The sequence below is a fragment of the Mycobacterium shigaense genome, from assembly GCF_002356315.1.
Taxonomy (GTDB): Bacteria; Actinomycetota; Actinomycetes; order Mycobacteriales; family Mycobacteriaceae; genus Mycobacterium; species Mycobacterium shigaense.
In genome coordinates this window covers 5,061,316-5,085,569 of sequence record NZ_AP018164.1, presented here as the reverse complement: position 1 = coordinate 5,085,569, position 24,254 = coordinate 5,061,316, and the positions used below count along the sequence as shown (strand labels likewise).

The following is a 24,254-nucleotide window of genomic DNA, read 5'->3' as shown; positions in this document are numbered from 1 at the left end:
TCAGATGGGCAGCTTGCGGAAGATGGGGCGCGGGATGTGCCGCAACACCATCATCACGTACTTGAATACTCCTGGCGCCCAAACCAATTCCTTACCTTTTGCCGACGCGGTCACGGCGAGGTTGGCGACATACTCCTTGTCGACGGTCAGCGGCGCTTCCTTGACATGCGCGCTCATCCGGGTGCGGACCTGGCCCGGCCGGATGACCAGGACACGAACACCGAACTCGCGCAACGCCTCTCCGAGTCCAAGGTAGAAACCGTCCAGCCCGGCCTTGGTGGACCCGTAGACGAAGTTCGAGCGTCGCACCCGTTCGCCGGCCGCCGAGCTCATCGCGATGATCTGGCCGAAGCCCTGGGCGCGCATCTTCTCGCCGAGCAGCACGCCCACCGAGACCGCTGCAGTGTAATTGATTTCGGCGGCCAGCACGGCTTTGCGCTGGTTCTGCCACAGCTCCTCGGCATCCCCGAGGATGCCGAACGCCACGATGGCGACGTCGACGTCGCCGTTGGCGAACGCCGCCTCGATCGTCTTCGGGTGGCTCTCGGGGTCGGTGGCCTCGAAATCGATCAGCTCGACCGAACGGGCCCCGGCGGTCTGCATCTGTGCGACGGCGGCATTGCGGCCCGGGTCATCGGGCATGGCGGCCAAGATGATTCGCGCCCGTGCGTTTTGCAGGTAGCGCCCGCAGATGGCCAGCCCGATCTCGGACGTGCCGCCGAGTAGCAGGATGGTCTGCGGGTTTCCCACGGCGTCTAGCACCATTGGCGCACCATTTACAGCAGCTCCAAACGTCGGGCCATGTCGGAGGCGAAGACCCCTGTCGGATCCACCTTGCGGCGCACCGCAATCCACTCGTCGATGCGCGGATACATGGCGTGGAAGGTTTCGGCATTCACCCGGGAATCCTTCGCGGTGTAGACTCGCCCGCCGAACTCCAGCACCCAACGGTCGAGTTCGTTGAGGAACTCGTTGATTCCGGGCTTGTTTGGGAAATCCATCGCTACGTTCCACCCGGCCATGGGGAAACTGAGCGGCGCGCGATTGCCCGGCCCGAACAGCTTGAAGACGTTCAGCGCCGAATAGTGGCCGGTTGTCTGGATCCAGCGGATGATGGCCTTGAATTCCTCCATCGCATCCGGTGGAACCAAGAATTGGTGTTGGGCGAAGCCCATTGGGCCGTAGGCATTATTCCAGCCACTGACCAGATCGAGCATGTGGTAGAACTGCGACAGATTCTGGATCTTCCCGGTATAGGTTCCGCCCAATCGGTAATACACCTCACCGATCGCCATGAACGACAACTTGTTCATGGCGCTGATGGGAAAGATGTTGGGCACCGTCAGTAGCTGTGGCGCGTCGAATTTCAGCGGATTTTCGGCAAGCTTTTTCGGCAGCTGATCCAGCCTCGCCAGGCTGCCCCTGCTGACTGAGGCCCGACCGAGTTTCGGCGGCGGGTTGATCAGGTCGAACCAGGCGCTGGAATAGGTGTAGTTGGCTTCGCTGCCGTCGACGTGCACGGCGACCGTCTCGTCGAGGTCCTTGGTGGCAATACCGTCGGCGATGAAGTACGCCGTCTCCGTCGGTGTCATCGCGATCGTGGCGCGCAGGACGATTCCCGTCAGGCCGTTGCCCCCGACGGTGGCCCAGAAGAGTTCGGCGTCATCGCCGTCTGGAGTGAGCGTGCGGAGGGTGCCGTCGGCCATGAGTAGGTCCATCGACCGCACGTGGTTGCCGAAGCTGCCGGCGCTGTGGTGGTTCTTGCCGTGGATGTCGCAGGCGATGGCGCCGCCGATGGTGACCTGGCGGGTGCCCGGCAGCACCGGTACCCACAGTCCGAACGGCAGGGCGGCCCGCATCAGCTGATCCAGGCTGACGCCGGCGTCGACATCGACCAGCTGGGTGTCGGCGTCAATCGAGTGAATGCGGTGCAACGCGGTCATGTCGATGACCAGCCCGCCGCCGTTTTGGGCGTTGTCGCCGTAGGAGCGGCCCAGTCCGCGGGCGATGAGTCCTCGTCCGCCCGAGTCGGCGACCTGGGCTACCGCCTTGGCGATCAGCTCGGGGTCGGGGGTCGACAGCACCTGGGCCACGGACGGCGCGGTGCGGCCAAAGCCCATCAGCCGGGTCGTGGTGGTCGGGAAATCGGTGCACAACATCGTCAAAGAGGCTACCGCCTGGCCCGACGACGATGCGGGACGCTTGCGCCCCGTGCGGAGTGGGCCGATCCAACTCGAGCCAGGTCGGTCAGCGGATGCGGAAGATAACGGCTCGCTGGACGATGAAGTTGATGACCGTCGCGGTGCCCTGCGCGATCACGAACGCGACGAGCATCGCCGGGCCCCGGTAGTGCATCAACACCAGGCATAAGTGGTTGAGGCCGACCTGCACCGCGAAGGTGATGGCGTAGAGAATCATGACTGCGACGAACCGCGCCGTGCTCGGTGCGGCCTGAAAGGTCCAGCGGCGGTTGATCAGGTAGGCCGTGACGGTTCCGACGATGAAGCTGATGGCCTTGGACAGGTCGACCTGCAGGTCGAGCCCTTGGTAGAGCGCGGCGTACAGGCCGAAGTCGACGACGGCGGCCAGCCCGCCGGTGAGCACGAAGCGGGTGACCTGCGTGGTCAGGCTCAACTGCGGGGCCGGCGCGGCGATCCCGGGCTCTGGCGGAAACATCGCGGAGAGTCTAACGGGACAGGGCGGCGCGCTTACTTGGGCAACTTCACCGAGATCAACTCGACCTGATTTTCACCCTGCGGCGTCGTGTAGGTCACCGTGTCGCCCGCCTTGTGGCCGACCAGGGCCAGCGCCAGCGGGCTGTGCGCCGTCAACGTCTCGGCCTCGCGCCCGACGGGCGTCTCCTCGACGATGGAGATGACGTGCATGGTGACGACCTCGCCGTCGGAAAACTTGAGCTTGACCTCGGTGCCGCCGGGGAGGACCGCGGAGTCTTCGGAGGCCGACGGCCCGGTGCGCAACCGGCGGTCCAGCTCGTTGATCCGGTCGGCCAGGCCGACCAGCTCCTCGGCACGCTGGATGGCCTCGGCCGCGTCGCCGTGATCACCCGTCATGCCGCGGTCGTTTCTGACCTCGAGTTCCAGTTGTTCGCGCCGCTGGCGCAGCCGATCCAGCTCCGCCGCCAGGCTCTCGCGCGCGGCATCCGCCACTGATTGGGCTTTCTTACGCACGTCGTCGACCTTTCGCATGCGGCCAGTAGGTTTCGCCAATTATTCATTCATACGCCGCAAACAGCGCATACAGTTTTCTGACCCGCTGAACCGCCAGGTGATGCGGCAGCATTTTTATGCGTTCCCCCTGTTGCCCGCTGTTCAGCCCGACGCCGAATCGGTTCCCGCCGTTCCGGTGAACGTCGCATCGTCCTCGTAGTCGATGACCTCGCCGCGCAGCGCGTCGAAGATCGCCACGCCCTGTGACACCAGACCCGCGGCCACCTGGCCGAGGCCTTCGGCGCCGTTGAGCACGGTGAGGTTGGAGTTCGACAGGCCGATCGCGGCCTTCTCCACGATCTGCGGCAGCTGGTCGATCAGCGCCTTGTCCAGCGCGACGCGGTTGTGCGAGGCCGCCGCCTCGGCCAGGATCTTCATCTTCTCGGCGTCGGCCACCGCCATGATCCGGACGCGTTCGGCCTCGGCCTCGGCAGGCTTGACCACCTCGGCGACCAGTTCCTGCTGGCGCAGTTCGGCGGCACGCTGGGCCAACTCGGTGCGCATCTGCAGCACCTCACGCTGTGCTTCGGCCTCGGCCAGCGGGCCCGCCTGGGCGGCCTCGGCCTGGGCCTTGTCGACCTCGGCCTTGTACTGCGCCTTGACGATCGCGGTCTCGCGGGCGAATTCGGCCTGCTTGCGCTGGGACTCCTGCTCGGCCTCGGCGGCCGCCTGGTTGGCTTGCGCCTGGGCGATCTGCGCCTGCTGCTGGATGGCCGCGTTGTGCGGCGCCGACATCGCGTTGATATAGCCCAGGCCGTCGTCGTCGATGGACTGGATCTGCAGCGCGTCGACGGTCAGGCCGATGCGGGCCATCTCTTCCTTGGAGCCGTCGAGCACCTCGGTCGCCAGCTTCTGGCGCTCCCGGATGATCTGCTCGACGGTCATCGAGCCGATGATCGAGCGCAGGTGGCCCGCGAAGATCCGTCCGGTCAGCACCGACATCTGGTCCTGTTCGGACAGAAACCGTTGGGCGGCGCTGATGATGCTGTCGGTGTCGTTGCCGACCTTGAATGCGATCACGGCGCGGACGTTCAGCGTGATGCCCTGCTGGGTGACGCACTTTTCGGCGACCTCCGCCTCACACATGGCCAGCGTCAGGAATCGGACCTTGCGGAAGAACGGCATGATGAACGCGCCGTGGCCGGTCACCACACGGAACGGGGCGTCGCCCTTGGCCCGGGCGCCGGAGACAAGCATCGCTTCGTCCGGCGCAGGCACCCTATAACCGAGCATTGTTGAACTCCTTGCCTTTTCGCTAGATCTGCATCGCAATTTCAGCTGCTGTAAGGTTCTTCCACGGCTCGACGACCACCGTCCGCGGACCGCGGACCCCGACCACCAAAACCTTGCTGCCCTTCGGTAATGGTTCGTCCGACCAGGCCAGGAAGGTCTCCTTCGACCCCCGCACGGTCACCAACACCTCGCCTGTGCCGCGATCACCGCGGGTTGCCACCAGCAGCCTCCCCACACAACCGATTGCCGAGGCGTCGCTCACGATCGCATACTCCCCCATCCGTGCGGTCCGGCGTCGAGTTTCGTCCCCTTTGCCGTGGATCGCATGGGCGCAGGTCGCTCGTGGCTCCAAGGATCCGTGGAGGCCGTTGGTGGAACTTTGCTCACCCGCCTGGATCGCGAGGCGCAGCCGAGCAAAGGAGCCTGTGATGATCACCGCTGACGTCCGCGCCGTGGTCCGCAACATCGCCCGTTCCGCCGGTGTCGCGGCCTTCGCTGCCGCTCTGATACTCGGCCTCGCGACGGGCCCGGCGCACGCCGACGACACCACCACCGGCGGGATGTACGGGAATCCGGCCGCGGCCGCCGCGTACTGGCAACCGCAGACCTACGACGACTGCGTCCTGATGGCCACCGCCGACGTGGTGGGAGAGGAGACCGGGCGCCGAGTGTCGGAGCAGGAGATCATCGCGCTGGCCCAGCGGACGCCCAGCCAGACGCACCCGGGCTCGATCTACACGCTGCCCGTGGACAAGGACGACCCAAACACCGGTCAGGGCACCAGCTACAACGACATTCCGCTGCTGCTGTCGCACTACGGCGTGGCCGCCAAGGTGACCGACCGCAGCGACGGGTCCTCGGGTGTGCCGACCGGCATGGCCGCGCTCAAGCACGCCCTGGGCGCCGGCCGCAAGGTGATCGTCGCGGTGAACGCCGAACTCATCTGGGGACAGCCGGTCGACCCCAAGGACCCCGGCGCCAACCACGCGGTCGTCGCGACCGGGGTCGATGCCCTCAACGCAACGGTGCACCTCAACGACAGCGGGGCCGCCGACGGCGCCGACAAGACGGTGCCCGTCGACGTCTTCTCGAAGGCGTGGGCCCTGGGCGACGACGAAATGGTTGTCACCGACGCACCCCACTAGGCGGGCGACCGCGCCGCGCGGTCGCGGCGCCAGGACACGACCACGACGCCCAGCATGACGACCGTCGCCGCGTATTCGAGCCACTGGAAAGGCGCACCCCCGTATCGGGTGAACGGGGCGCCGCGAGGGCCCAGCGGGATGTCGGCGACCAGCAGTGCCCGGCCACCGCGCTCGTCGTGGACCGCGGTGCTGGTGAGTACCTGCCCGTTCGGCGCCACCAGCATCGAGTCCCAGGCCACGTCGGCCTTGACGACCGCGACCCGGTTCTCGACCGCCCGGAACACCGCCATGGATCTGCGGATATCGACTTTGGAAGGCAGGTCGAGGCTGGGCGAAAGCACCAGCTGAGCGCCGTTGCGCACGGTGCGCCGGGTCGGACCGTTCGGAAAGTCCATGTCGAAGCAGATGATCATGCCCACCACACCGTGGGGCGTGTTCACCGCCGGGTAGACGTTCCCCGGCGTGAAGGCTTCTCCGGCGGTGATTACCCGCATGGTCTTGTAGTAGACGGCGACGACCGCACCGGCCGGACTCCACAGCAGGGCGGTGTTGGGCGCGGCGTCGTTGGCGGCGTCGGGCGTGAACCCCATCGCCAGATACACGCCGGTCTGGTGCACGAGGGCCGGGATCCACTCCCGGTGGCTCACCCGCGGGTCGTAGTCGAGCGTCTCCTCGGGCCAGACCACCACCTTCGCGCCCTGCGCCGCGGCCGTCCGCGTCATCTCGCTGAGTTGTGCGATCTGGTCCTCGATGCGGTCGTTTCGGCTGCGACCGCGCGACAGGTCGCCGGCGGAGACGAGCGTTCCCGGGAAGGCGTTCTCGAGGCCGGGCTGCACGGCGGCCACCCGAACCTTGGGCCCCATGCGGTCCGACACGTCGTGGAAGATCACCAGGCTGGTGCCCGCCCAGATGACTGTCACGACAACCGGGACGGCCACCGACCACGTCAGCGCGCGTCGGGGCATACCAACGTCGGCCCACTGTGGCCAGCGACGGTCCAGCAGGGAGAGGACCACGAGCGCCACCGTCGCGTTGATGACGTGCAGCAGCAAGCTCAGCGCCGGCGCCCCGACGATGCTGACGGGCTGCACGGCCTGCGGGAGGTCGGCCAACCGGTAGGCGAGCCACAGATAGGTGCCGTCGATCTCGTTGTTCTGGACAAGCAGATCGATCGCCACCCAGAGCAGCCCTAGCTGCAGGACGAACCAGCGATAACGGGTCCGCTCGGCAAAGGGCCGGAGAAACAGCCCGATGACCAGGCCGACGAGCCCGAACGCCAGTGCGCCGGCGACGATGACGACCACCGACAGCGCGGAAGCGATGTGCAAGAGCAGCGCCAGGTAGTAACCCGTGAAAGCCACCGCCACGGGCAGTGCACTCCAGCGCCGGGGCAGCACCCGGTACTGGGCCGCATACATCGGGACGAACGCGACGAACGCGAGCCACCAAAGGTTTCCGAACGACGGCCACATGATCACGAGCAGGACCGCACTCGACAGCGAGAGTACGAGGCCGGCGACGATGCGTTTGATCTCACTCATGCCGGCCGGCTGCCACCTTGATCCGCGAAATCCCCCGCTGCGCCGCAGTGTAGGGCACCGCCGCCCGGGGCGCCGCGCGGCGCTAGACCCAGTAGGGAACCCGGGCGCGGTACTGTCGCATCGCGACCGCGGCCAGCAACCAGCCGACGAGGGTGAGCACCACGACCACCGCCCAGTGCCGCAGCTCCTGGTGGGCACCCAGCAGCGGCGCCCGCACGATGTCGAGATAGTGCAGCAGCGGGTTGAGCTCGACGATGCTCGACCAGCGCCCGGCCCCCTGCTGGCGCAGCGTGTCGTCGTTCCAGATGATCGGCGTCATGAAGAACAACAACTGCACGATGGAGAACAGCAGCGGACCGATGTCGCGGTAACGGGTCGCCAGGATGCCGAAACACAATGACACCCAAATGCAATTGAGCACGATCAGGCCCAGCGCCGGGATCACCGACAGGTCCGCCCACGACCACGGTTTGGGAAAGATGATCGCGACGACGACGCAGATGACGATGTTGTGCGCGAACAAGATCATCTGCCGCCACACCAGCCGATAGACGTGCACGCTCAGCGGCGTCGGAAGTTGTTTGATCAGGCCCTCGTTGGCGACGAACACGTCCGCGCCCTCGAGTATCGCGGCGTTGATCAGGTTCCAGACGATCAGCCCGAGCGTGACGTAGGGCAGGTGCACGGCCAGGTCGAGATGAAACAGCTTGGAGTACAGGCCACCCATCGCGATGGCGGTCGTACCCGTCGCGATCGTGATCCAGAACGGCCCCAGCACCGAACGGCGATATCGCTGCTTGATGTCCTGCCAGCCCAGGTGCAGCCACAGCTCGCGGCGACGGAATCCGTCGACGAGATCGTTGCGGGCACGGGTCATGGTCCGCGACTGCGCCGCCGCATCCACGAATGTCATGCGCGCCACCCCTTCTCATCGCTGCGCTTTGCATCGGCGTCGGCGCGTGTCATGACGCCGGTCCTTCCGGCTTGCCGAACTGCTCACGACGCCCTAAGCGGCGCAACCGAATCCATTCCACCAGACCGCGCGGATCCCGTCGGGTGATCAAGAAGAACCAGCCGAACCGGACCCACTCCTGGACCACCAGCTTGCGCAGACCGGGCTGCGACTGCAGATAGCCGCGGTTGCGGTAGGTGTAGAACCGCTTGGTGGGGTTGTCGGGATACTGGGTGTGCATGCGGCCGCCCAGGATCGGCCGGAATTCCTCGGAGCCGCAGGGATGCAGGTACACCGCGTCCAGGCAGGTGCCGAACGCCAGGCCCGAGCGCACCAGGCGGCGATGCACCTCCACCTCGTCGCCGCGCAGGAACAGCCGCAGGTCTGGGACGCCGACCGCGTCGAGGGTCGAGGCACGAAACAGCGCGCCATTGAACAGCGAGGCGATGCCGGGCAGTAGGTCCTGCCCCGGCTCGGTGCGCAATTCGCTTGCGCGCCTGCGCCATACTAGCCCGCGCCGCAGCGGGAACGCCAGCCGCTCGGGGTCGTCGAGGTTACACACCATCGGCGAGACTTCGGCCAGGCCATGCTTCTTGGCGCAACCAAGCAGCGTCGCCAGCACCCGGGTGTCCTGCGGGCGTCCGTCGTCGTCGGCCAACCACACCCAGTCGGCGCCTTGTGCCAGGGCATGCAGCATGCCGAGCGCGAAACCGCCTGCGCCGCCGAGATTTCGGCGCGAATCCAAGTAGGTTGTCGGAATTGGCTGGGCCGCGACAAGATCGCGCACCCTACTGTCCGCTCCACCATCGTTGTCGACCACGATCAGGTGATCGGGCAACCTGGTCTGGGTGCTCAATACATCCAGCGACTTCGCCAGCTCGTCGGGGCGCCGGTGCGTCACCACGACGGCGACGACGAACTCACTCATCCCCGGAAGCTTGTTGTGCGAGCGGATTATTGGCTGCTTGCGTTTCTTCCAGCACCTCCCGGACGTGCCGGGCGGCGTCCTCGCCCTCGTAGGCGCGCACCACGTCCTCGATGCCGCCCGTCATCCGGATGACTCCGTGGTCGATCCACATCGCCGTCTTGCACAACCGCGCCAGAAATTCGTTGGAGTGGCTGGCGAACACCAGGATTCCGGAACGCTCGACCAGTCCCTGCAGCCGCGACTGAGCCTTCTTCAGGAAGTCGGCGTCCACCGCGCCGATGCCCTCGTCGAGCAACAGGATCTCGGGGTCGATGCTGGTGACCACGCCCATCGCCAGCCGCACCCGCATGCCGGTGGAATACGTGCGCAACGGCATCGACAGGTAATCGCCGAGCTCGGTGAACTCCGCGATCTCGTCCACCTTGGCCAGCATCTGCTTTCGGGTCTGCCCCAAGAACAGGCCGCGGATGATGATGTTCTCGTAGCCGGAGATCTCGGGATCCATGCCGACGCCGAGATCGAAGACCGGGGCAACCCGGCCGGTGACCTTCGCCCAACCGCGGGTGGGCTCGTAGATGCCCGAAAGTAGGCGTAGCAGAGTCGATTTCCCGGCGCCGTTGTGGCCGACGAGTCCCACCCGGTCGCCCAGTTCGAGCGACATGGTGATGTCGCGCAACGCCTCGACGACGACGACGTTGGAGTTGTTGCGGCCGATCGTGCCGCCGGCCTTGCCGAGGAAGGCCTTCTTCAGCGAGCGTGACTTGGCGTCGAAGATCGGGAATTCCACCCAGGCGTCGCGGGTCTCGATGTGAGGGGAGGGGTCGGGCACCGTGAGCTGCTGTCTTACAGGTATTGCCCGGTGCCCGAGCCGTGACCCGGTCGGCCGATGCCCGGGGGCAGGGCGCCCTGGCGCATCCGCTCGAGCTGCGCGCGGGCGGCCATCTGCTGGGCGAACAGCGCGGTCTGGATGCCGTGGAAGAGCCCCTCCAGCCAGCCGACCAGCTGGGCCTGGGCGATGCGCAGCTCGGCGTCCGAGGGCTCGGAGTCCTCCTCGAACGGCAGGGTGAGGCGATCCAGCTCCTCGCGCAGCTCGGGCGCCAGACCGTCCTCGAGCTCCCGGATGCTGGTGGCGTGGATCTCGCGCAGCCGCTTGCGGCTGGCCTCGTCCAACGGCGCGGCCCGCACCTCCTCGAGGAGTTGCTTGATCATGGTGCCGATGCGCATCACCTTGGCGGGTTGCTCGACTAGGTCGGTCAGCGAGGGCTCGTCGGAGTCCTCGTCGTCATCCGCCCCGTCGCGCAGCGCCATGATCCGCGGATCGACGCCGCCGATGATCTCGACGCCGTCCTCGTCTGGGCCGTTATTGCCGATACTCAATTGAGTCACCGTCCTCTAAATACCTCTAGGGGCGTGGCGCTGCAGCGTTTCCGCGCCATTCGTAGATTTTTGCGCCGCCGTTGTCGTAGATCAGTGCCCACGACTTCGATTTCTCCAGCGAGACTAGTCCGTCGGGGACAGCGAACCCGCGAACAGTGGGCGAGCTTGTATAGATGTACCGGATATTGAGCGCCTTGATCGCCTCGACCACCCTCGGATCGGACTCGCCGCGGCGGGCGAAGGCCCAGATGATGTAGCGCTGCGGCCCCGGACCGGTTTGCTGCGGGTAGTCGTAATGCGTCCACAACGGGTGCAGGTCGGCCACCGCATACATCCACGCAGTGCCGTCGGTGTTCGCGTTGCCGATCACGGTGTCATGCGCGCCGGGCAGCTTCGAGAGATAGGCCATGGCCATCAGGTCGCGCTGGTCGATGATCACCGAGTCGTACTTGTCCCCGAACAGCACCAGGTGGCGATAGAAGTAGTGCCGCGCGATGAACACCGTGCTCAGCACCAGCAGCACTGCCGTCGTCGAGACCCAGACGCGCGGCGGCAACTTCTGGAACCGGTCCACCAGCCGCCTGGCCAGCGCTACGGCCAGCAGGACCGCCGCGAACAACGCGACCGCCGCCATCGGCGTGACCACCATCGTGACTACCGCGCTCAACCGGCGCGGATCGTTGTAGAAGAACGTGCTGAGCTTCTCGATGGCGGCGCCGGCCAGGTTGTGAAACGGTGCCCCCGAGTAGATGGTCGCAATGGTCAGCACCAGCCAAACGGCCGGCGGCCACCAGATCCGCTTGTACAACAGGATCGCCATGCCGGTGTAGACGAGCACCAGCAGGCCGTATTGGGTCGGGAAGTCATTGAGGTGGCGGGTGTGCAGCAGTAGCGCGTCGATCACGCCCTGCTTGACGCTCTTGAAGCTGGGGAAGGCGTGCCCGGCGATGATGTCGGCCTGCCGCAGCACCCCGAGGAACTGCGGCGCCAGGATCAGCCCCGTCGGCGCCGTCACCGCGGCCAGGGTCAGCGCGTCCGCCGCCCGGCCGCGCACCGGGTGCCACAACACGTCCAGCAGCCACCACGCCAGCAGGAACAGCAGAACGATGAAACCGCCGGTCAGGTGCACCGACAACACACCGACGAGGGCCAGCGTGGCCACCGGGATGCGGTCGCGATGCCGCAACGTCGAGGCGATCAGGACGAACGTCGGGATCGCGACGCCGTAGGCCGCGAGGTTGGGCATCGCGGCGACGCCGAATTCGACGTACGGCACCGATGTGAACGACGCCGACAGCGCCGCCGCGGTGGCCGTCGCCCCCGCGCTGCGCCACAGGGTCGTCACGGGGCGCAGCAGATGCCAGGTGAGCATCGCCGCGCTCGTCGGAAAGAGCCAGACCGAGGCCGCCACCGAACTCACCGTGTAGCCCGTGGTGGGCGCCGCCCCGGTCAGCTGGCAGTAGACGGCGGTCAGGGCATGAAACACCGACGGGTAATACAGCGGCTGGTGGGTCTCGACATTGCGGAGCTCGCCCATGTGAGTCGACGACGCCTGTCCGGTATCGAGGATGAACCGCACCTCGTTGGCGTGCCAGACCGCGTCCCAGGTGCTGGGCACGGTCTGCCAGTGCGCGGCCAGCCCGCGGTAGGCCGCCCACATGATCAGCAGTGCCCCCAGCGCGACACCGGCACCCACCGCCAGCGCCGGTAAACCGGCGATGCCTCGCGCCTCGGCCGCGGTGTCGCGGTAGCGGGCGAGCAGCAGCTGCAGACCCGTCGCCACCACGCACACCGCGATCAGCGCGGCCAGCGCGGTCCACCCGTTCCAGGGAATGCCCACGGCACCAAAAGGAATGATCGCCAGGGCCACCACGCCGTAGGTCAGCGCCGGGCCGACGGCGACGGCGACCGGCCACGACAGCTGAGCGATACGAGCGACGATAGTCCCCGGGGCGATCAGTAGAAACAGCGCGACGAGCGTTCCGATCCACAGCCCCACTCGACTAGTATGGCTGGCCGGGTGACCGTGCTCGGGGGAGCCACCGTCTGGCTGGGACGGCTTGGCCCTTTCAAGGCACCCGTTACCGTCACAATTTTCGCGGTATTGCGGGAGCTTTAAGGTGGCTGGCATGGCTTATGACGTCGCCCGGGTGCGCGGACTGCATCCGTCGCTGGGTGACGGGTGGGTGCACTTCGATGCACCGGCCGGGATGCTGATCCCGGATTCCGTCGCGACCACTGTGTCGACAGCCTTCCGCAGGTCCGGCTCCACCGTCGCGGGGGCGCATCCGTCGGCGCAGCGCAGCGCGGCGGTGCTCGACGCGGCGCGGGCGGCGGTGGCGGACCTGCTCAACGCCGACCCGGCGGGCGTGGTGCTCGGTGCCGACCGCGCGGTGCTGTTGTCGTCGCTGGCCGAGGCGTCGTCCTCGCGCGCCGGGCTGGGTTACGAGGTGATCGTCAGCCGCCTGGACGACGAGGCGAACATCGCGCCGTGGCTGCGCGCGGCGCACCGCTATGGCGCCAAGGTGAAGTGGGCCGAGATCGACATCGAGACCGGCGAGCTACCCACGTGGCAGTGGGAGGGTCTGGTCGGCAAGTCGACCCGGCTGGTCGCCGTGGCCTCGGCGTCCGCAACGTTGGGCACCGTCACCGACCTGCGGGCGATGACCAAGCTGGTCCACGAGGTCGGCGGCCTGGTCGTGGTCGACCACTCCGCGGCCGCGCCGTACCGGCTGCTCGACGTCAAGGAGACCGAGGCCGACGTCGTCGCGGTGAACGTTTTGGGCTGGGGCGGTCCGCCCATCGGCGCCGTCGTGTTCCGCGACCCGGCGCTGATCAACTCCTTCAGCGCGGTCTCGACCGATCCGAACGCGCACGGAACGGCGCGCCTGGAGATCGGCGCGCATCAGTTCGGTCTGCTGGGCGGCGTGGTGGCCAGCATCGAATACCTCGCCGCTCTCGACGAGTCCGCGCGCGGCACCCGACGCGAACGCCTGTCGATGTCGATGCAGTCGGCCGGCCTGTATCTGAACCGGGTCTTCGACTACCTGATGTCCTCGTTGCGGTCGCTGCCCCTGATGATGCTGATCGGCCGTCCCGAGGCGCGCATCCCGGTGGTGAGCTTCGCCCTGAACGGCGTTCCCGCCGAACGGGTCGTGCAGCGGTTGGCGGACAACGGAATTCTGGCGGTCTGCAATGACACGTCGCGGGCGCTGGAGGTGCTGGGCGTCAACGATGTCGGCGGCGCCGTGACCGTCGGGCTCGCGCACTATTCGACGACTGCCGAAGTCGATCAGCTGGTGCGGGCGCTGGCATCGCTGGGCTGACTTTCGCCGCTTGCCCCGCCTTCGCGATCCGCGAGCGTAAGCCCACGGCGAAATCCAGGCCAGAATTCGCAACCCCGTTACGCCCGCGAGCGGGCGGGCACGCCGGCGGCTCCGGCAGCTACACCGTCAGCACGATCTTCCCGTGCACTTCGCCCGCCACCAGCTTCTGGTGCGCCTCGCCCGCCTGCTGAATGGGCATGCGGGCGCCGATGATGGGGCGCACGCGGCCGTCGGCGATCATCGGCCACACCGAGTCGATCACCGACTGCACGATCTCGGTCTTGCTGTTGGGACCGCTCACCGGCCGGGCCCGGAGCGTGGTGCCGATCACCCGCGCGCGCTTGACCATGAGCTTGGCGATGTTGAGCTCGGCCTTCACGCCGCCCTGCATGCCGATGATGACCAGCTGCCCGTCGTTGGCCAGGGCGTCGATGTTGCGGTCCAGGTAGGAGGCGCCCATTATGTCGAAGATCACGTCGGCGCCGCCGGTTTCGTCCCGCAGTCGCGCGACGAAGTCCTCGTCGTGATAGTTGATCGTGATCTCGGCCCCCAGCTCGCGGCAGACGTTCAGCTTGGCCGCCGACCCGGCGGTGACCGCCACCCGGGCGCCCAGCGCGCGGGCGACCTGGATCGCGTGGGTCCCGATGCCGCTGGCCCCACCGTGCATCAGCAGCAGCTGACCCTCGTGCAGGTGCGCGGCCAGCACCACGTTGGACCAGACGGTGCACGCCACCTCGGGTAGCCCGGCGGCGTCGACGGGGTCGACGCCGGCCGGCACCGGCAGCACCTGGCCGGCCGGGACCGCGACGCGTTCGGCATATCCGCCACCGGCGAGCAATGCGCAAACGTGTTGTCCCGCAGACCATTTCAATACACCTTCGCCGACCTCGGCGACGACGCCGGACACCTCCATGCCGATGATCTCGCTGGCCCCGGGCGGCGGCGGATACTTGCCGGCGGCCTGCAACACGTCGGCCCGGTTGACGCCGGCCGCGGCGACCTCGATGAGGACCTCGCCCGGGCCGGCCGCGACGTCGGGTACCACTTGCCAGACGAGTCGATCGGGGGATTCGGCGACGATGGCGCGCATGCGGGCCACGGTACTAGCACCGTTACCCTTATCAGCGGTGGCGTGGCAGAGCGGCCTAATGCACTCGCCTTGAAAGCGAGAGACGGCGAAAACCGTCCGGGGGTTCAAATCCCTCCGCCACCGCCACTGTGAGTTTGCCGCGACGCTCGGCGCCCGCGCGCGAATTCTGGCAATGAAGTAGGCCACTACGCATTCGCGGTCGGTCGGCCTCAACCATACTTTGGTCGAAGCCGCGCGAGGTGAATCTGCGGCCGGCAAAGGATGGTGGCCGATGCGCACTGAGCGTGCCGTGGTGCTGGGGGCCAGTATGGCCGGATTGCTGACCGCGCGGGTGCTCGCCGAGTTCTTCGACACCGTCGTCGCGGTGTGCCGCAGGGCCGGCACGTGCACCTGATGTGGGGCCGCGGCTCGTCGATCATCGAGGGGCTGTTTCCGGGCTTTGTCGATGGTCTGCTGGACGCCGGCGCACCATATTTCGACGGCGACCTGTCGAAGGTCTACTTCAGCGCAGGTGGGCACCCGTTGCCCCCGTCGGGCCGTTTCGACGACTTCCGCTTCGTGCTGCCCAGCAGGCCTCTCTTGGAAAGCCATGTGCGACAACACGTTCGCAGCGTCGACAGCATCGAGGTCCGCGACGGCCACGACGTCGTCGAACTGGCGGCGACCGGAAACCGGGTCTCGGGTGTCGTCATCCGGGGTCGCGGTGACGGCGACGACGAGATCGTCGAGGCCGACCTGGTCGTCGACGCCATGGGCCGCGGCGGACGCACGCCCGCGTTCCTGCAATCCCTGGGCTATCAGCGTCCGGCAGAGGACACCCTGGATGTGCGGCTGATCTATTCGAGCCTGCCGCTGCGCCTGCCTGACGGGGCCATCGACGAGCTGGCCGTCTTCATCGGCCCGGTGCCCGGCCGCAGCACCGGGATGGGCCTATTCCACAACGAGAACGGCGTGTGGATGTTCACGGCCAGCGCGATGGCCGGGCAGGAGGCACCCACCGGATTCGATGAAATGGTCGGCTTCATCAAGGAATTCACCCCGCCACACATCGTCGAAGCCGTCCGTGCCGGTGAGGTGGTCGGGGAGGCAGCGCAGTACCGCATGCCGGCAACCCGATGGCGTCGCTACGACAAGATGCAGCGGTGGCCGCGGGGACTGCTGGTCATCGGCGATGCGATGTGCAGCTTCAATCCCATTTACGCCCAGGGCATGACGGTCGCGGCACTCGAGGCGCAGTGCCTGCAACAGTGCCTGCGGCACGGGGTAGATCAGCTGCAGCGCCGCTATTTCCGCGCGACCGCCAAGCCGATCGGCGACGCGTGGCAGTTGGCCACCGGCGGGGATCTCAGCCTGCCCGAGATCTGCGGTCCCCGCCCGGTGCCGATCCGAATGGTCAACCACTACGTCAAACGCGTGCAGGCCGCAGCCCGCTCGGATGCGCTGGTTGCGCAACGACTGGCGCGGGTGGCCGGGCTGATGGATGCACCGAGTCGCTTGCTGAGTCCCCCGGTTGCCAGCCGGGTCGCGGTGGCGGCGCTCAGGCGCCGCCGCCAGGCAGAGTAGTCAGCGGTCAGGCGCGGTCTCCTTCGCTGTCGTCGAAGAACGACCACTGGCCGTCGTTCTCGACTTCCATTCGCCAGCCGAGCTCGCTGTTGTCGGCCTTGCTGTCGACGAACCACGCGTGCGCATCCTGGGCGCTTTCGATGTCCTTGGTCGTGACGACCTCGCCCTGCGGGTTGAGAACTCGGTAATTGGCCATGGCGGAAGTGTTCCCGTCCACGGCGTCCCTAACCCGTCGGGATCTCGGCGGCGATCGTGTCCATCAGGGCGGTGTGCCGTCGCGGGTGTGGATCCCGGCCGGGTTTGCCGCTGCTGATCAGGCCGGCGGACAGGCCACGGGCCGGGTCGGCCCAGATGGCGATGTTGACCAAGCCGAGGTGGCCGAAGGCTGCCGGCGCATGGCGCCCGAACGGACCGAACCGCTCGGTCCCAAGAATGAACCCGGTGCCCCAGCGGGCCGGCATCAGCCCCATCGAGAAATCCGGTCGCAGCCGTCGGCACTCCTTCGTCGCGGCGCGCAACGTCTCCGGCTGCAGCAGCCGCACGCCATCGAGTTCTCCACCACGACACCAGATTTCGGCGAATCGCGACATCTCGTTGGCGGTCGACACGGTGTTCGACGACGGGATGACGGTGGTGAGGAACAACCGGCCGTTGGTGTACGGGATGACCTCGTGCGTGGTGCCGCCGATTGCCTTGCGAAACGCCCGCGCGATGACCGGCGGCAGGGGCCGGCCGGTGGCGTGGCTCGGCGCCACCAGGGGGAGGTCCTGCGGGGCGACGCCGAAATTGGTCCAGCGGAAGTCGAGCGGTTCGAGAAACTCGGTCGCCAGGATCTCGCGGATGTCCTTGCCCGCCGCCGCGTAGACGATCTCGCGCATCAGCGGCCCCCACGTCAGCGCGTGGTAGAGGTGCACCAGGCCCGGCCGGTACAGCGGCCGCAACCCGGACAGCATCTGCTGGGCGTACTCGTGGTCGTCGGCGCGCTTGACGTCCGGCCTGGGGCCGGTCGGGAAGGGCAGCCCCGCGCTGTGGGTCATCACGTGCCGGATGGTGATCCGATCCTTGCCGTAACTGGTGAAGGTGGGGATGTAGTCGCAGACGCGGTCGTCGAGCGAGAAGACACTGCGCTCGACGAGCATGTGCACAACCGTCGCGGCGATGCCCTTGGCCGCCGAGTACACGCAGAACGGGGTGTCCGTCGTGACGGGAATCTTCTCGGCGTCGGGCGGGTCGGTCGGCGCGTTGCCCCAGCCGTGGCCGATCGCGCGGTTGAGCACCACGCGGCCGTGGTGGCGCAGGCACAACTGGATCGCCGGATGCATCCCGCCGCGGTACCAGTTGCGGGCTGCCTGCCAGATCCGTTCGACGGCGGCGGCGTCGATCTCGGAGTGGTCTTCGTCTCCGATCGCCGTCACCGCGTCCAGGTCGGCCGGGACGCGGATGCTGCCGTCGGGCGTGCTCAGGGGCGTCGTCATCGTCACCACCGCGAGGGTACGTGCCGGGGGATTACTCGCCGGTGAACTGCGGCGGACGCTTGGCGAACGTCGCCTGGATGCCCTCGGTCAGATCTTTGGACGGCAGGAAGGCCGAGTTCCAGGCGGCGACGTAGCGCAGGCTCTCCGACACCGCCGCGATGCGCTGCTGGTCGAGGACGTCCTTGACGCCGTACACAGCCAGTGGTGGGTTGGCCGCGATCTCGGCGGCGGTCGCGTGGGCGGCGGCCAGCGTGGCGTCCGGGTCGTCATACACGTCGTTGACCAGCCCGATCTTCTCGGCGCGGGCGGCGTCGATGTCCTTGCCCGTCAACGCCAGCTCACGCAGGTGGCCGTCGTTGAGGATCAGCGGCAGCCGGGCCAGGCTGCCGACGTCGGCGACGATGGCCAGCTTGACCTCACGTACCGAGAACTTGGCGTCGGCGCTGGCATAGCGGATGTCGACCGCCGAGATCAGGTCGACGCCGCCGCCGATGCACCAGCCATGCACCGAGGCGATGGTCGGCGTCCGGCAGTCGGCGACGGCGCTGATCGCACCCTGCATGCGCCGGAGTTCGGTGTGGAAATCTGTGCGCGGGCGGGCCAGCGCTCCGTCGGCCAGCAGCGGCGCGAACGTGCCGCCCATCGCGGGCAGGTCCAGGCCGTAGCTGAAGTTCTTGCCCGACCCGGTGATGACGATGGCGCGCACGTCGCGGTCCGCGTCCAGCGCCGGGAACAGCTCGGGCAGCTCCGCCCAGAACGCGGGCCCCATCGCGTTGCCCTTGCCCGGTCCGATCAGCGTCACCTGCGCGACGTGGTCTTTGATCTCGACGGTGACGGATTCGTATGTTGCGCCCATAACCGAGACCGTAGCGTGGCTGATATGCCCCCAGATTTGCGACCCGGACCAGATTCCCCGCCGAGCGACGAGCTGCACAGCGCCGAGGACTCGCTTGGGGTGCTGCAGCAGGTGCTGCACACCATCGCCAACGACGACAGGTCCCGTCAGACGCCGTGCACGCAGTTCGACGTGGCCGCCCTGACGGAGCACCTGCTGAACTCGATCACGGCCATCGGCGGCATGGTCGGTGCCGAGCTGCCGGAGCGCGATCCGGACGATTCGGTGGAGGCTCAGGTCATCACCGCCGCCCGGCCGGCCCTGGATGCCTGGCACCGCCGCGGCCTGGACGGCAGGGTGCCGTTCGGCAAGTCCGAGATGCCCGCCAAGCGCGCGTGTGGCGTGCTCTCGCTCGAAATGCTGGTGCACGCTTGGGATTACGCACAGGCCGTCGGCCGCGATATCGAAGCCCCGGACTCGCTGTCCGAGTACGTGCTCGGGCTAGCCCAGGACATCATCAAGCCAGAGTTCCGCGCGGGCGCCGGGTTCGACGACCCAGTAGACGTCCCCGCCGGCGCCGGCGCCCTGGATCAGCTTGTCGCCTTCACCGGCCGCAACCCGTCCCGCTAAGCGGGGCGCGGAAAGGGCCCTACACCCGCTCGAGGTAGAAGTAGTAGTAGCGGCCGTTATCCCGCACGCCCTTGCCGTTCATGATGCCCATCACGGCGTCGTCGTCGATCTTCTTGAAGTGGTCGTGCACGGGCCTGCCGTCGTAGACCATCGTCGCGGTGACCTCGCCGCGGAACTCCTCCAGCCACAGGCTGGCCGCACCGTTCATGTACTCCACGTTGGAGTATTTGTTGCCGTCGCCGTCGAGGCACACCAGCGGCTGCGCGTCGCGCGCACTCTTGAAGTTCTTGCCGAACCAGCCAAGCTCTTTCATCAAGCCAGTGGCTCGATGTCCGGTCGGGAAGTCCCCGCCCTTCCATTCGCCGAGCATGCCGTCGATCGTCGCGGGCGCAAGGGTCGCCCAGAACTCGTCGAGCTCGGCATCGGCAATGCTGTCGCGTTCCTTGAACTCGGCAAACTGCTTGCGGGCCAGGCTCATTCGCTACTCCTCACGATCCAGCTACGCGCGAATTCCAGCAGGGCGTCGTTTTCGTCCGGTGCCCCGATGCTGACCCGCGCGCCGTCGGTGCCATACGGGCGAACCACAAGTCCAGCATCGGCGGCCGCGGCGACGAAATCCGGTGTGCGGGGTCCCAACGGCAGCCAGACGAAGTTGGCCTGTGCGGCGGGTAATTCGAACCCGGCTGCACGCAGCTGGTCGCTGACCCGGACACGTTCGGCCACAACGGCATCGGTGCGCGCCAGCAGTTCGTCGGCGGCATCCACCGACGCGATGGCGGCGGCCTGTGCCAGGCTGGACACGGTGAACGGTACGTAGACCTGATCCAGCGCCCTGATCAGCGCGGGGTTGGCGATCGCGTACCCGATGCGCAGGCCGGCCAGCCCGTATGCCTTCGAAAATGTCCGCAGCACAACCACATTGCCGTGCTCTTGTACCAAGCCCAGACTGTCGGGTGCCTTGCCGTCGCGGATGTACTCGACATAGGCCTCGTCGAGGGCGATCAGGATGTGAGGCGGAACCGCCTGGACGAAGCGTTCCAACGCGGCCGGGTCGACGACGGTCGACGTCGGGTTGTTGGGATTGCAGACGAAGATCAGCCGGGTGCGTTCGCTGACCGATGCGAGCATCGCGTCCAGGTCGAAGGTGTGCTCGGCCAGCGGCACCTTGATCGCGGCCGCGCCGGAGACCTGGGTCAGGGGCGGGTACAGCTCGAAGCTGCGCCACCCGAAGATCACCTCGTCGCCCACCGAGGAGGTGATCTGGACCAGCTGCTGACACAGGCTTACCGAGCCGCACCCGACCGCGATATTCTCGGGGCCGAAACCCGAACCGACGTGTTTGGCCAGTGCCTCCTTGAGGTGCACGCAGCCGTTGTCGGGGTAGCGGTTGACGACGTCGGTGGCGCGCTCGATGGCCGCCCGGACACTGGGCAGCGGACCGAACACCGTCTCGTTGCTGGCCAGTTTGATCGCGCCGGGCATCGTCTTACCGGGGACGTAAACTGGTAGCCCGGCCAGCTCCGGCCGTAGGCGGGCAGTCACTTCGACAGCATATGCCGTCGCTGTGTACGCTATGCCTCCGGCGGTTCCGGGATGCCTGCCAAGCGTCCGGTACCCTCAGGAAGTCCAAGGGAGGCGTGCCAGAGCGGCCGAATGGGGCTCACTGCTAATGAGTTGTCCCCCTCAAAGGGGACCGGAGGTTCAAATCCTCTCGCCTCCGCTGAGTCCTTTCGGGGACACACAAGTGAAGAACAAGGCGCCCGTAGCTCAACGGATAGAGCATCTGACTACGGATCAGAAGGTTAGGGGTTCGAATCCCTTCGGGCGCGCTCTGCTCCGGCGAAAGTCAGCAGCGGGTTACAGGTCGTGAATTCCGTTGTAGAGCACCATCAAGCCGATCACGACGAGGATTGCCGCCGTCAAAGCGGCGTTGTTTCTCTCCATCCAGTCCTTGAGCCGGCCCATCGCGTCGTCGAGGCGGTGACCCGCGGCCACGTAAGCCAATATCGGGGCGGCCACCGTCGACGCGGCGACGGCGACGAAGAATGCCGCCGCTAGCCAGTCCCCGGTCGCGCGCAGGCCGGCGCCGCCGATCGCCAATCCGGCCGGAATGCAAACGAGCAGAACATCGGGTCGGATGACCACCAGCGTCGCGGCGGTGATCACCGACCGCAGCGGGGTGATCGTCGCGAACGGCCGCATCCACGAGGGCGACTCGGAATGGCTGTGCCGTGTCAGCCATTGATGGATGCCATACACGATGAGCGCCGACCCGAGGACCACTCGCAGCCAGGATGCCCACGTCGGCGGCGACTTGTGGAGGCCGCCGAGCAGGCCGGAGGCCGCGACGCACACCGCCGTGAGCCCGGCCAGACCCAGCAGCCAGCCTGCGAGGAACGCAAGGGCGGCCGGCCGCGGGCGCGGCGCCTGCAAGACCAACACCGCAGGGATGACCGTGATCGGCGAGAGGGCAATGACAAGCCCGAGCGGGATGAGCCCGGTGAGTACAGAGCCCCAACTTCCTGCCATAGGCCGCAATCTAACGCAGCCTGCATGGGTCCTGCGGGATGAAAAGGTGCTTTTCGCATTAATCCAACGCAGAGCAGAAATACGGCTAGTTTTTGGCTGAGGTTTGAACCGGGCGGCCGCCATGACGTGTCGCCGGGTTGAGTACGGAATGAAGGAGCCACGTCATGTTCTTTTCAGAAGCTCGGCGCTGGGCGGCAGTCGGGGTGGTCGGCGCTGGTGCGATTGCCGGCGCGCTGCTGGGCGCCTCCGCGGGGACCGCGGCGGCAGATCCGCCGCCGCGGCCGCCGAACTGTACTGCCGCCGATGTGGCGGGGGTTGCGGCCGGCGTTGCGACGGCACTCACTACCTACCTGTACACCCACCCGGACGTGAACGACTTTTACACCGGCCTGCAAGATCGGCCCAAAGATCAGCTCCGCGACGACGTGCAGAATTACTTCAACGCCAACCCGCAAGAGCAAGCCGACCTCGAGGGCATCCGTCAGCCGCTGACCGAGATCAGGGACCGTTGCCACTGGACCCCGTTGGGACAGGGCGCCTCGGCGCCTTAGAGGAGGAGATCGCGATGAAACTGTGGGTGCGGTCTTGGACTGCCGCGGGGATAACCGTGTTGGCGCTGACGTCGATCCCCGAGGTATGTGCGGTGGTGCAGCCCTCGGGCGTGGCCAACGCCGACGTCTGCGCGAGTGTGGGCAGGCGCATATCCGTGAGCGGGTGCACCAACATTGCCGACACGGTTAACACCTATGCGCCACCGCCGGGTGACTACGCGCCGCTGCCGGGGGACTTTCCGCCGGCGCCGAACGTGCATGTGTGCGCGAACGTGGGCAGGCGGATTTCGGTCAGCGGCTGCTCGTAGCAGCGCCTCTCGCGGCGGCGCCTGCTAGTTGTCGTCCTGTACCGGGCCGCCGTCGAGTGGTCCGAAGGCCGAGGACCCCGCTCGCCGCAGCATCAGCAGGGCGGGGATCCGAAAGGTCGTGCCGTCGCCGAACGGCGTCTTGATCGCGAAGAACACGATCTGAACCTCCAGGCGCATCTCGCGCAGGGGCGTGGTCTGAAGATCCAGGCGTGTCTCGCGAAGGCGGGCCAACCCGCGCCCGATCGATTCGACCAGGCCCTTGGGTTCCGGGTTGTTTTCCGACGCCGCTGCCACGGCTTCGACCTTACCCGGGTCCTGGGGTTGGCCGATGGCTATGGGCGGGGCTGGAACGGCCGGCGCGGCGGCACCGTCACGGTCTGAGTCACCGTGCTGGTTTCCGTGCTCGGCGCGGTGGTGGTCGTCGGGACCGTCGTCGTCGGAGTGTCGGTGCTCGTGCTCGTGCTCGTGCTGGTGCTGGTGCTGGTGCTGGTGCTGGTGCTCGGCGACAGGGCCGTCTCGGTGACCGTTTCGGGTGGCGGCGCCCCGCCGCCACCGCCGGTGGGCGGGTGGTCTCGCGGGGACTCCGCCGCGGTGGTGGTCGTGGTGGTCGTGGTGGTCGGGGTAGAGGTGGTGGTCGGCGCTGGCGCCGGGCCCTGAGCCGGCTTGGCCAGCAGCACGTATACACCGGCCACTACGAGAGCGAGCAGTCCCGCTCCGGCCCCGCCGGCGACGAGCAGTGCCACCGGCCGTCGCTACCACGGCGTCTCGGGTTCGGGCGGATCGGCATCGTGGTAGCCATCGCCGTAGTTCGCGGGCTGAGTGTGCTCGGAGTAGAAATCGGGGTTCTCTGGATGCGGCGGCACGACCGTGATGCTAGTGCGTCGGTGCCGGCGTCAATATAAGTGACCAGTCGACTACTATCGGTTCCATGCCGCGCCCACCCAATCCCGAGGTACGCCGCCGCCTGCTGGATGCCGGTCTGCGCCTGGTGCACGCGCACGGTTTCGCCGCCAGCGGAGTGAAAGACATCACCGACGCGGCCGGCGTGCCGAAAGGATCGTTCTACGCATATTTCCCCAGTAAAGAGGCGTTCGGCGCGGCGATCCTCGAGCACTACTGGACCGACATCCGGGACCGGCTCCTGCCGATCCTCGGCGAGGACGACGCGGCGAGCGACCGGATCACCCGCTTCTTTCACGCGCTCGCGGACGACCACGAGGCCGGCGATTTCTTGCTCGGTTGCCTGATCGGCAATTTGTCGCTCGAACTCGGGGGCACCAGTGAACCCGTGCGCATCGAACTCGTCGGCATTCTGGATGGCTGGAACGAGGCGCTGACGGCATGCGTGCGCGCCGGCCAGGGTGGCCGCGACGGCATCCGGGACGACCTCGAGCCCGCCGATCTTGCCGCGCTGTTGATCGAGGCGTGGGAGGGTGCGGCACTGCGCGGAAAGGTGACTCGCAGCCGAGCACCCTACGACCGGTTCGAAGCCGTCACCGTCCCGGCCCTGCTGCGCTGAACGTCGTATCGCCAGGAATGCCATG

At 67.2% G+C, this 24,254-nt stretch carries 29 protein-coding genes and 3 tRNA genes; 12 read left to right on the top strand and 20 right to left on the bottom strand.

Going from position 1 to position 24,254, the window contains the following annotated elements:
* The 6 genes from MSG_RS24090 to MSG_RS25765 all read right to left on the bottom strand — a co-directional run bounded on the left by MSG_RS24090 (position 1) and on the right by MSG_RS25765 (position 4,896).
* Positions 1-765 carry a decaprenylphospho-beta-D-erythro-pentofuranosid-2-ulose 2-reductase gene (locus MSG_RS24090; RefSeq protein ID WP_096443635.1) on the bottom strand — a complete coding sequence of 255 codons (765 nt, stop codon included), beginning with the start codon at positions 763-765 and terminating at the stop codon, positions 1-3.
* A gap of 11 nt (positions 766-776) precedes the next feature.
* Positions 777-2,159 (bottom strand): FAD-binding oxidoreductase, encoded by a 1,383-nt coding sequence (locus MSG_RS24085; protein ID WP_096443633.1) that lies wholly within the window; start codon positions 2,157-2,159, stop codon positions 777-779.
* 88 nt (positions 2,160-2,247) lie between these two features.
* Complete coding sequence (locus MSG_RS24080; RefSeq protein ID WP_096443631.1) at positions 2,248-2,676, bottom strand: GtrA family protein; 429 nt, start codon at positions 2,674-2,676, stop codon at positions 2,248-2,250.
* Positions 2,677-2,708: 32 nt separating this feature from the next.
* Positions 2,709-3,206 carry a GreA/GreB family elongation factor gene (locus MSG_RS24075; protein ID WP_373421164.1) on the bottom strand — a complete coding sequence of 166 codons (498 nt, stop codon included), beginning with the start codon at positions 3,204-3,206 and terminating at the stop codon, positions 2,709-2,711.
* 123 nt (positions 3,207-3,329) lie between these two features.
* Positions 3,330-4,460, bottom strand: coding sequence for an SPFH domain-containing protein (locus MSG_RS24070; protein WP_096443629.1), 1,131 nt, complete (start codon positions 4,458-4,460; stop codon positions 3,330-3,332).
* A 22-nt stretch (positions 4,461-4,482) separates the two neighbouring features.
* The gene (locus MSG_RS25765; RefSeq protein WP_232011120.1) at positions 4,483-4,896 is read right to left on the bottom strand and encodes an NfeD family protein; all 414 of its coding nucleotides are present in this window, start codon (positions 4,894-4,896) and stop codon (positions 4,483-4,485) included.
* On the opposite strand from MSG_RS25765, the gene MSG_RS24060 reads away from it, so the two are divergent.
* Positions 4,889-5,605: a C39 family peptidase gene (locus tag MSG_RS24060; RefSeq protein WP_096443627.1), complete on the top strand. Its 717-nt coding sequence runs from the start codon at positions 4,889-4,891 to the stop codon at positions 5,603-5,605. The genes MSG_RS25765 and MSG_RS24060 overlap by 8 nt on opposite strands.
* On the opposite strand, the gene MSG_RS24055 is transcribed toward MSG_RS24060, so the two are convergent.
* From MSG_RS24055 to MSG_RS24030, 6 genes are all read right to left on the bottom strand, one after another.
* On the bottom strand, positions 5,602-7,146 hold the full coding sequence (locus MSG_RS24055; protein ID WP_096443625.1) for a carbon-nitrogen hydrolase family protein: 1,545 nt from the start codon (positions 7,144-7,146) through the stop codon (positions 5,602-5,604). The two genes, MSG_RS24060 and MSG_RS24055, sit on opposite strands and share 4 nt — an antisense overlap.
* A gap of 82 nt (positions 7,147-7,228) precedes the next feature.
* The gene (wzm, locus tag MSG_RS24050) at positions 7,229-8,059 is read right to left on the bottom strand and encodes a galactan export ABC transporter permease subunit Wzm/RfbD (protein WP_096443623.1); all 831 of its coding nucleotides are present in this window, start codon (positions 8,057-8,059) and stop codon (positions 7,229-7,231) included.
* Between the two features lie 49 nt (positions 8,060-8,108).
* Entirely contained in the window at positions 8,109-9,026 is a 918-nt protein-coding gene (gene glfT1, locus MSG_RS24045; RefSeq protein ID WP_096443621.1) for a galactofuranosyltransferase GlfT1, read from the bottom strand.
* Positions 9,019-9,855 carry a galactan export ABC transporter ATP-binding subunit Wzt/RfbE gene (wzt, locus tag MSG_RS24040; protein WP_096443620.1) on the bottom strand — a complete coding sequence of 279 codons (837 nt, stop codon included), beginning with the start codon at positions 9,853-9,855 and terminating at the stop codon, positions 9,019-9,021. The genes glfT1 and wzt overlap by 8 nt, the downstream gene beginning before the upstream one ends.
* 14 nt (positions 9,856-9,869) lie before the next feature.
* The gene (locus MSG_RS24035; protein WP_373421173.1) at positions 9,870-10,334 is read right to left on the bottom strand and encodes a bacterial proteasome activator family protein; all 465 of its coding nucleotides are present in this window, start codon (positions 10,332-10,334) and stop codon (positions 9,870-9,872) included.
* Between the two features lie 94 nt (positions 10,335-10,428).
* Positions 10,429-12,402, bottom strand: a complete 1,974-nt coding sequence (locus MSG_RS24030) for a DUF6541 family protein (protein ID WP_096443616.1) — start codon at positions 12,400-12,402, stop codon at positions 10,429-10,431.
* A gap of 130 nt (positions 12,403-12,532) precedes the next feature.
* On the opposite strand from MSG_RS24030, the gene MSG_RS24025 reads away from it, so the two are divergent.
* Positions 12,533-13,729, top strand: coding sequence for a cysteine desulfurase-like protein (locus MSG_RS24025; protein ID WP_096443614.1), 1,197 nt, complete (start codon positions 12,533-12,535; stop codon positions 13,727-13,729).
* 118 nt (positions 13,730-13,847) lie between these two features.
* Here MSG_RS24025 and MSG_RS24020 read toward each other — a convergent pair whose 3' ends face one another.
* Positions 13,848-14,819 carry an NAD(P)H-quinone oxidoreductase gene (locus tag MSG_RS24020; RefSeq protein ID WP_096443612.1) on the bottom strand — a complete coding sequence of 324 codons (972 nt, stop codon included), beginning with the start codon at positions 14,817-14,819 and terminating at the stop codon, positions 13,848-13,850.
* Between the two features lie 36 nt (positions 14,820-14,855).
* Here MSG_RS24020 and MSG_RS24015 point away from each other — a divergent pair.
* From MSG_RS24015 to MSG_RS24010, 3 genes are all read left to right on the top strand, one after another.
* Positions 14,856-14,945, top strand: a tRNA-Ser gene (locus tag MSG_RS24015).
* Between the two features lie 145 nt (positions 14,946-15,090).
* The gene (locus MSG_RS25955; RefSeq protein ID WP_258173950.1) at positions 15,091-15,213 is read left to right on the top strand and encodes a hypothetical protein; all 123 of its coding nucleotides are present in this window, start codon (positions 15,091-15,093) and stop codon (positions 15,211-15,213) included.
* A complete protein-coding gene (locus tag MSG_RS24010; RefSeq protein WP_232011119.1) occupies positions 15,186-16,382 on the top strand; it encodes an FAD-dependent monooxygenase in 1,197 nt (398 codons plus the stop codon). The genes MSG_RS25955 and MSG_RS24010 overlap by 28 nt, the downstream gene beginning before the upstream one ends.
* 7 nt (positions 16,383-16,389) lie before the next feature.
* On the opposite strand, the gene MSG_RS24005 is transcribed toward MSG_RS24010, so the two are convergent.
* From MSG_RS24005 to MSG_RS23995, 3 genes are read right to left on the bottom strand one after another with little or no spacing between them, the layout of a single operon-like run.
* A complete protein-coding gene (locus MSG_RS24005; protein WP_096444782.1) occupies positions 16,390-16,578 on the bottom strand; it encodes a hypothetical protein in 189 nt (62 codons plus the stop codon).
* A 28-nt stretch (positions 16,579-16,606) separates the two neighbouring features.
* The gene (lipE, locus tag MSG_RS24000; RefSeq protein ID WP_096444781.1) at positions 16,607-17,857 is read right to left on the bottom strand and encodes a lipase LipE; all 1,251 of its coding nucleotides are present in this window, start codon (positions 17,855-17,857) and stop codon (positions 16,607-16,609) included.
* 31 nt (positions 17,858-17,888) lie between these two features.
* Positions 17,889-18,713: a crotonase/enoyl-CoA hydratase family protein gene (locus tag MSG_RS23995; protein ID WP_096443610.1), complete on the bottom strand. Its 825-nt coding sequence runs from the start codon at positions 18,711-18,713 to the stop codon at positions 17,889-17,891.
* 24 nt (positions 18,714-18,737) lie between these two features.
* Between MSG_RS23995 and MSG_RS23990 the strand changes: the two genes are divergently transcribed.
* A complete protein-coding gene (locus MSG_RS23990; RefSeq protein WP_181159190.1) occupies positions 18,738-19,322 on the top strand; it encodes a TIGR03086 family metal-binding protein in 585 nt (194 codons plus the stop codon).
* Positions 19,323-19,341: 19 nt separating this feature from the next.
* On the opposite strand, the gene MSG_RS23985 is transcribed toward MSG_RS23990, so the two are convergent.
* Together MSG_RS23985 and MSG_RS23980 are read right to left on the bottom strand one after the other, a co-directional pair.
* On the bottom strand, positions 19,342-19,800 hold the full coding sequence (locus MSG_RS23985; RefSeq protein WP_096443607.1) for a DUF4334 domain-containing protein: 459 nt from the start codon (positions 19,798-19,800) through the stop codon (positions 19,342-19,344).
* Positions 19,797-20,864, bottom strand: a complete 1,068-nt coding sequence (locus MSG_RS23980; protein ID WP_096443605.1) for a pyridoxal phosphate-dependent aminotransferase — start codon at positions 20,862-20,864, stop codon at positions 19,797-19,799. The genes MSG_RS23985 and MSG_RS23980 overlap by 4 nt, the downstream gene beginning before the upstream one ends.
* An 89-nt stretch (positions 20,865-20,953) precedes the next feature.
* Between MSG_RS23980 and MSG_RS23975 the strand changes: the two genes are divergently transcribed.
* Both MSG_RS23975 and MSG_RS23970 read left to right on the top strand, forming a co-directional pair.
* Positions 20,954-21,042: transfer RNA gene (locus MSG_RS23975), tRNA-Ser, on the top strand.
* 36 nt (positions 21,043-21,078) lie between these two features.
* Positions 21,079-21,151: transfer RNA gene (locus tag MSG_RS23970), tRNA-Arg, on the top strand.
* A gap of 28 nt (positions 21,152-21,179) precedes the next feature.
* Here MSG_RS23970 and MSG_RS23965 read toward each other — a convergent pair.
* Positions 21,180-21,851: a GAP family protein gene (locus tag MSG_RS23965; protein WP_096443603.1), complete on the bottom strand. Its 672-nt coding sequence runs from the start codon at positions 21,849-21,851 to the stop codon at positions 21,180-21,182.
* A 164-nt stretch (positions 21,852-22,015) separates the two neighbouring features.
* On the opposite strand from MSG_RS23965, the gene MSG_RS23960 reads away from it, so the two are divergent.
* Positions 22,016-22,402: a heme-binding protein gene (locus MSG_RS23960; RefSeq protein WP_096443601.1), complete on the top strand. Its 387-nt coding sequence runs from the start codon at positions 22,016-22,018 to the stop codon at positions 22,400-22,402.
* Between the two features lie 26 nt (positions 22,403-22,428).
* The gene (locus MSG_RS23955; RefSeq protein ID WP_373421172.1) at positions 22,429-22,710 is read left to right on the top strand and encodes a hypothetical protein; all 282 of its coding nucleotides are present in this window, start codon (positions 22,429-22,431) and stop codon (positions 22,708-22,710) included.
* A gap of 24 nt (positions 22,711-22,734) precedes the next feature.
* On the opposite strand, the gene MSG_RS23950 is transcribed toward MSG_RS23955, so the two are convergent.
* Entirely contained in the window at positions 22,735-23,004 is a 270-nt protein-coding gene (locus MSG_RS23950) for a hypothetical protein (protein ID WP_232011118.1), read from the bottom strand.
* Positions 23,005-23,097: 93 nt separating this feature from the next.
* Between MSG_RS23950 and MSG_RS25760 the strand changes: the two genes are divergently transcribed.
* A complete protein-coding gene (locus MSG_RS25760) occupies positions 23,098-23,367 on the top strand; it encodes a hypothetical protein (RefSeq protein WP_232011117.1) in 270 nt (89 codons plus the stop codon).
* A gap of 271 nt (positions 23,368-23,638) precedes the next feature.
* Positions 23,639-24,229, top strand: a complete 591-nt coding sequence (locus MSG_RS23940) for a TetR/AcrR family transcriptional regulator (RefSeq protein ID WP_096443597.1) — start codon at positions 23,639-23,641, stop codon at positions 24,227-24,229.
* Positions 24,230-24,254 lie beyond the last annotated feature (25 nt).

Bases quoted from the DNA above. Each gene is read 5' to 3' on its own strand.
- MSG_RS24075 (WP_373421164.1), bottom strand. From the start codon at position 3,206: ATGCGAAAGGTCGACGACGTGCGTAAGAAAGCCCAATCAGTGGCGGAT.
- MSG_RS24055 (WP_096443625.1), bottom strand. From the start codon at position 7,146: ATGAGTGAGATCAAACGCATCGTCGCCGGCCTCGTACTCTCGCTGTCG.
- MSG_RS23990 (WP_181159190.1), top strand. From the start codon at position 18,738: ATGCCCCCAGATTTGCGACCCGGACCAGATTCCCCGCCGAGCGACGAG.
- MSG_RS24005 (WP_096444782.1), bottom strand. From the start codon at position 16,578: ATGGCCAATTACCGAGTTCTCAACCCGCAGGGCGAGGTCGTCACGACC.
- MSG_RS24085 (WP_096443633.1), bottom strand. From the start codon at position 2,159: ATGTTGTGCACCGATTTCCCGACCACCACGACCCGGCTGATGGGCTTT.
- MSG_RS23965 (WP_096443603.1), bottom strand. From the start codon at position 21,851: ATGGCAGGAAGTTGGGGCTCTGTACTCACCGGGCTCATCCCGCTCGGG.
- wzm (WP_096443623.1), bottom strand. From the start codon at position 8,059: ATGACATTCGTGGATGCGGCGGCGCAGTCGCGGACCATGACCCGTGCC.
- MSG_RS23940 (WP_096443597.1), top strand. From the start codon at position 23,639: ATGCCGCGCCCACCCAATCCCGAGGTACGCCGCCGCCTGCTGGATGCC.
- MSG_RS24070 (WP_096443629.1), bottom strand. From the start codon at position 4,460: ATGCTCGGTTATAGGGTGCCTGCGCCGGACGAAGCGATGCTTGTCTCC.
- MSG_RS24035 (WP_373421173.1), bottom strand. From the start codon at position 10,334: ATGGCGCTGCGCGACGGGGCGGATGACGACGAGGACTCCGACGAGCCC.
- MSG_RS23960 (WP_096443601.1), top strand. From the start codon at position 22,016: ATGTTCTTTTCAGAAGCTCGGCGCTGGGCGGCAGTCGGGGTGGTCGGC.
- MSG_RS24020 (WP_096443612.1), bottom strand. From the start codon at position 14,819: ATGCGCGCCATCGTCGCCGAATCCCCCGATCGACTCGTCTGGCAAGTG.
- glfT1 (WP_096443621.1), bottom strand. From the start codon at position 9,026: ATGAGTGAGTTCGTCGTCGCCGTCGTGGTGACGCACCGGCGCCCCGAC.
- MSG_RS24080 (WP_096443631.1), bottom strand. From the start codon at position 2,676: ATGTTTCCGCCAGAGCCCGGGATCGCCGCGCCGGCCCCGCAGTTGAGC.
- MSG_RS23995 (WP_096443610.1), bottom strand. From the start codon at position 18,713: ATGGGCGCAACATACGAATCCGTCACCGTCGAGATCAAAGACCACGTC.
- MSG_RS25955 (WP_258173950.1), top strand. From the start codon at position 15,091: ATGCGCACTGAGCGTGCCGTGGTGCTGGGGGCCAGTATGGCCGGATTG.
- MSG_RS23985 (WP_096443607.1), bottom strand. From the start codon at position 19,800: ATGAGCCTGGCCCGCAAGCAGTTTGCCGAGTTCAAGGAACGCGACAGC.
- MSG_RS24060 (WP_096443627.1), top strand. From the start codon at position 4,889: ATGATCACCGCTGACGTCCGCGCCGTGGTCCGCAACATCGCCCGTTCC.
- lipE (WP_096444781.1), bottom strand. From the start codon at position 17,857: ATGACGACGCCCCTGAGCACGCCCGACGGCAGCATCCGCGTCCCGGCC.
- MSG_RS24025 (WP_096443614.1), top strand. From the start codon at position 12,533: ATGGCTTATGACGTCGCCCGGGTGCGCGGACTGCATCCGTCGCTGGGT.
- MSG_RS24090 (WP_096443635.1), bottom strand. From the start codon at position 765: ATGGTGCTAGACGCCGTGGGAAACCCGCAGACCATCCTGCTACTCGGC.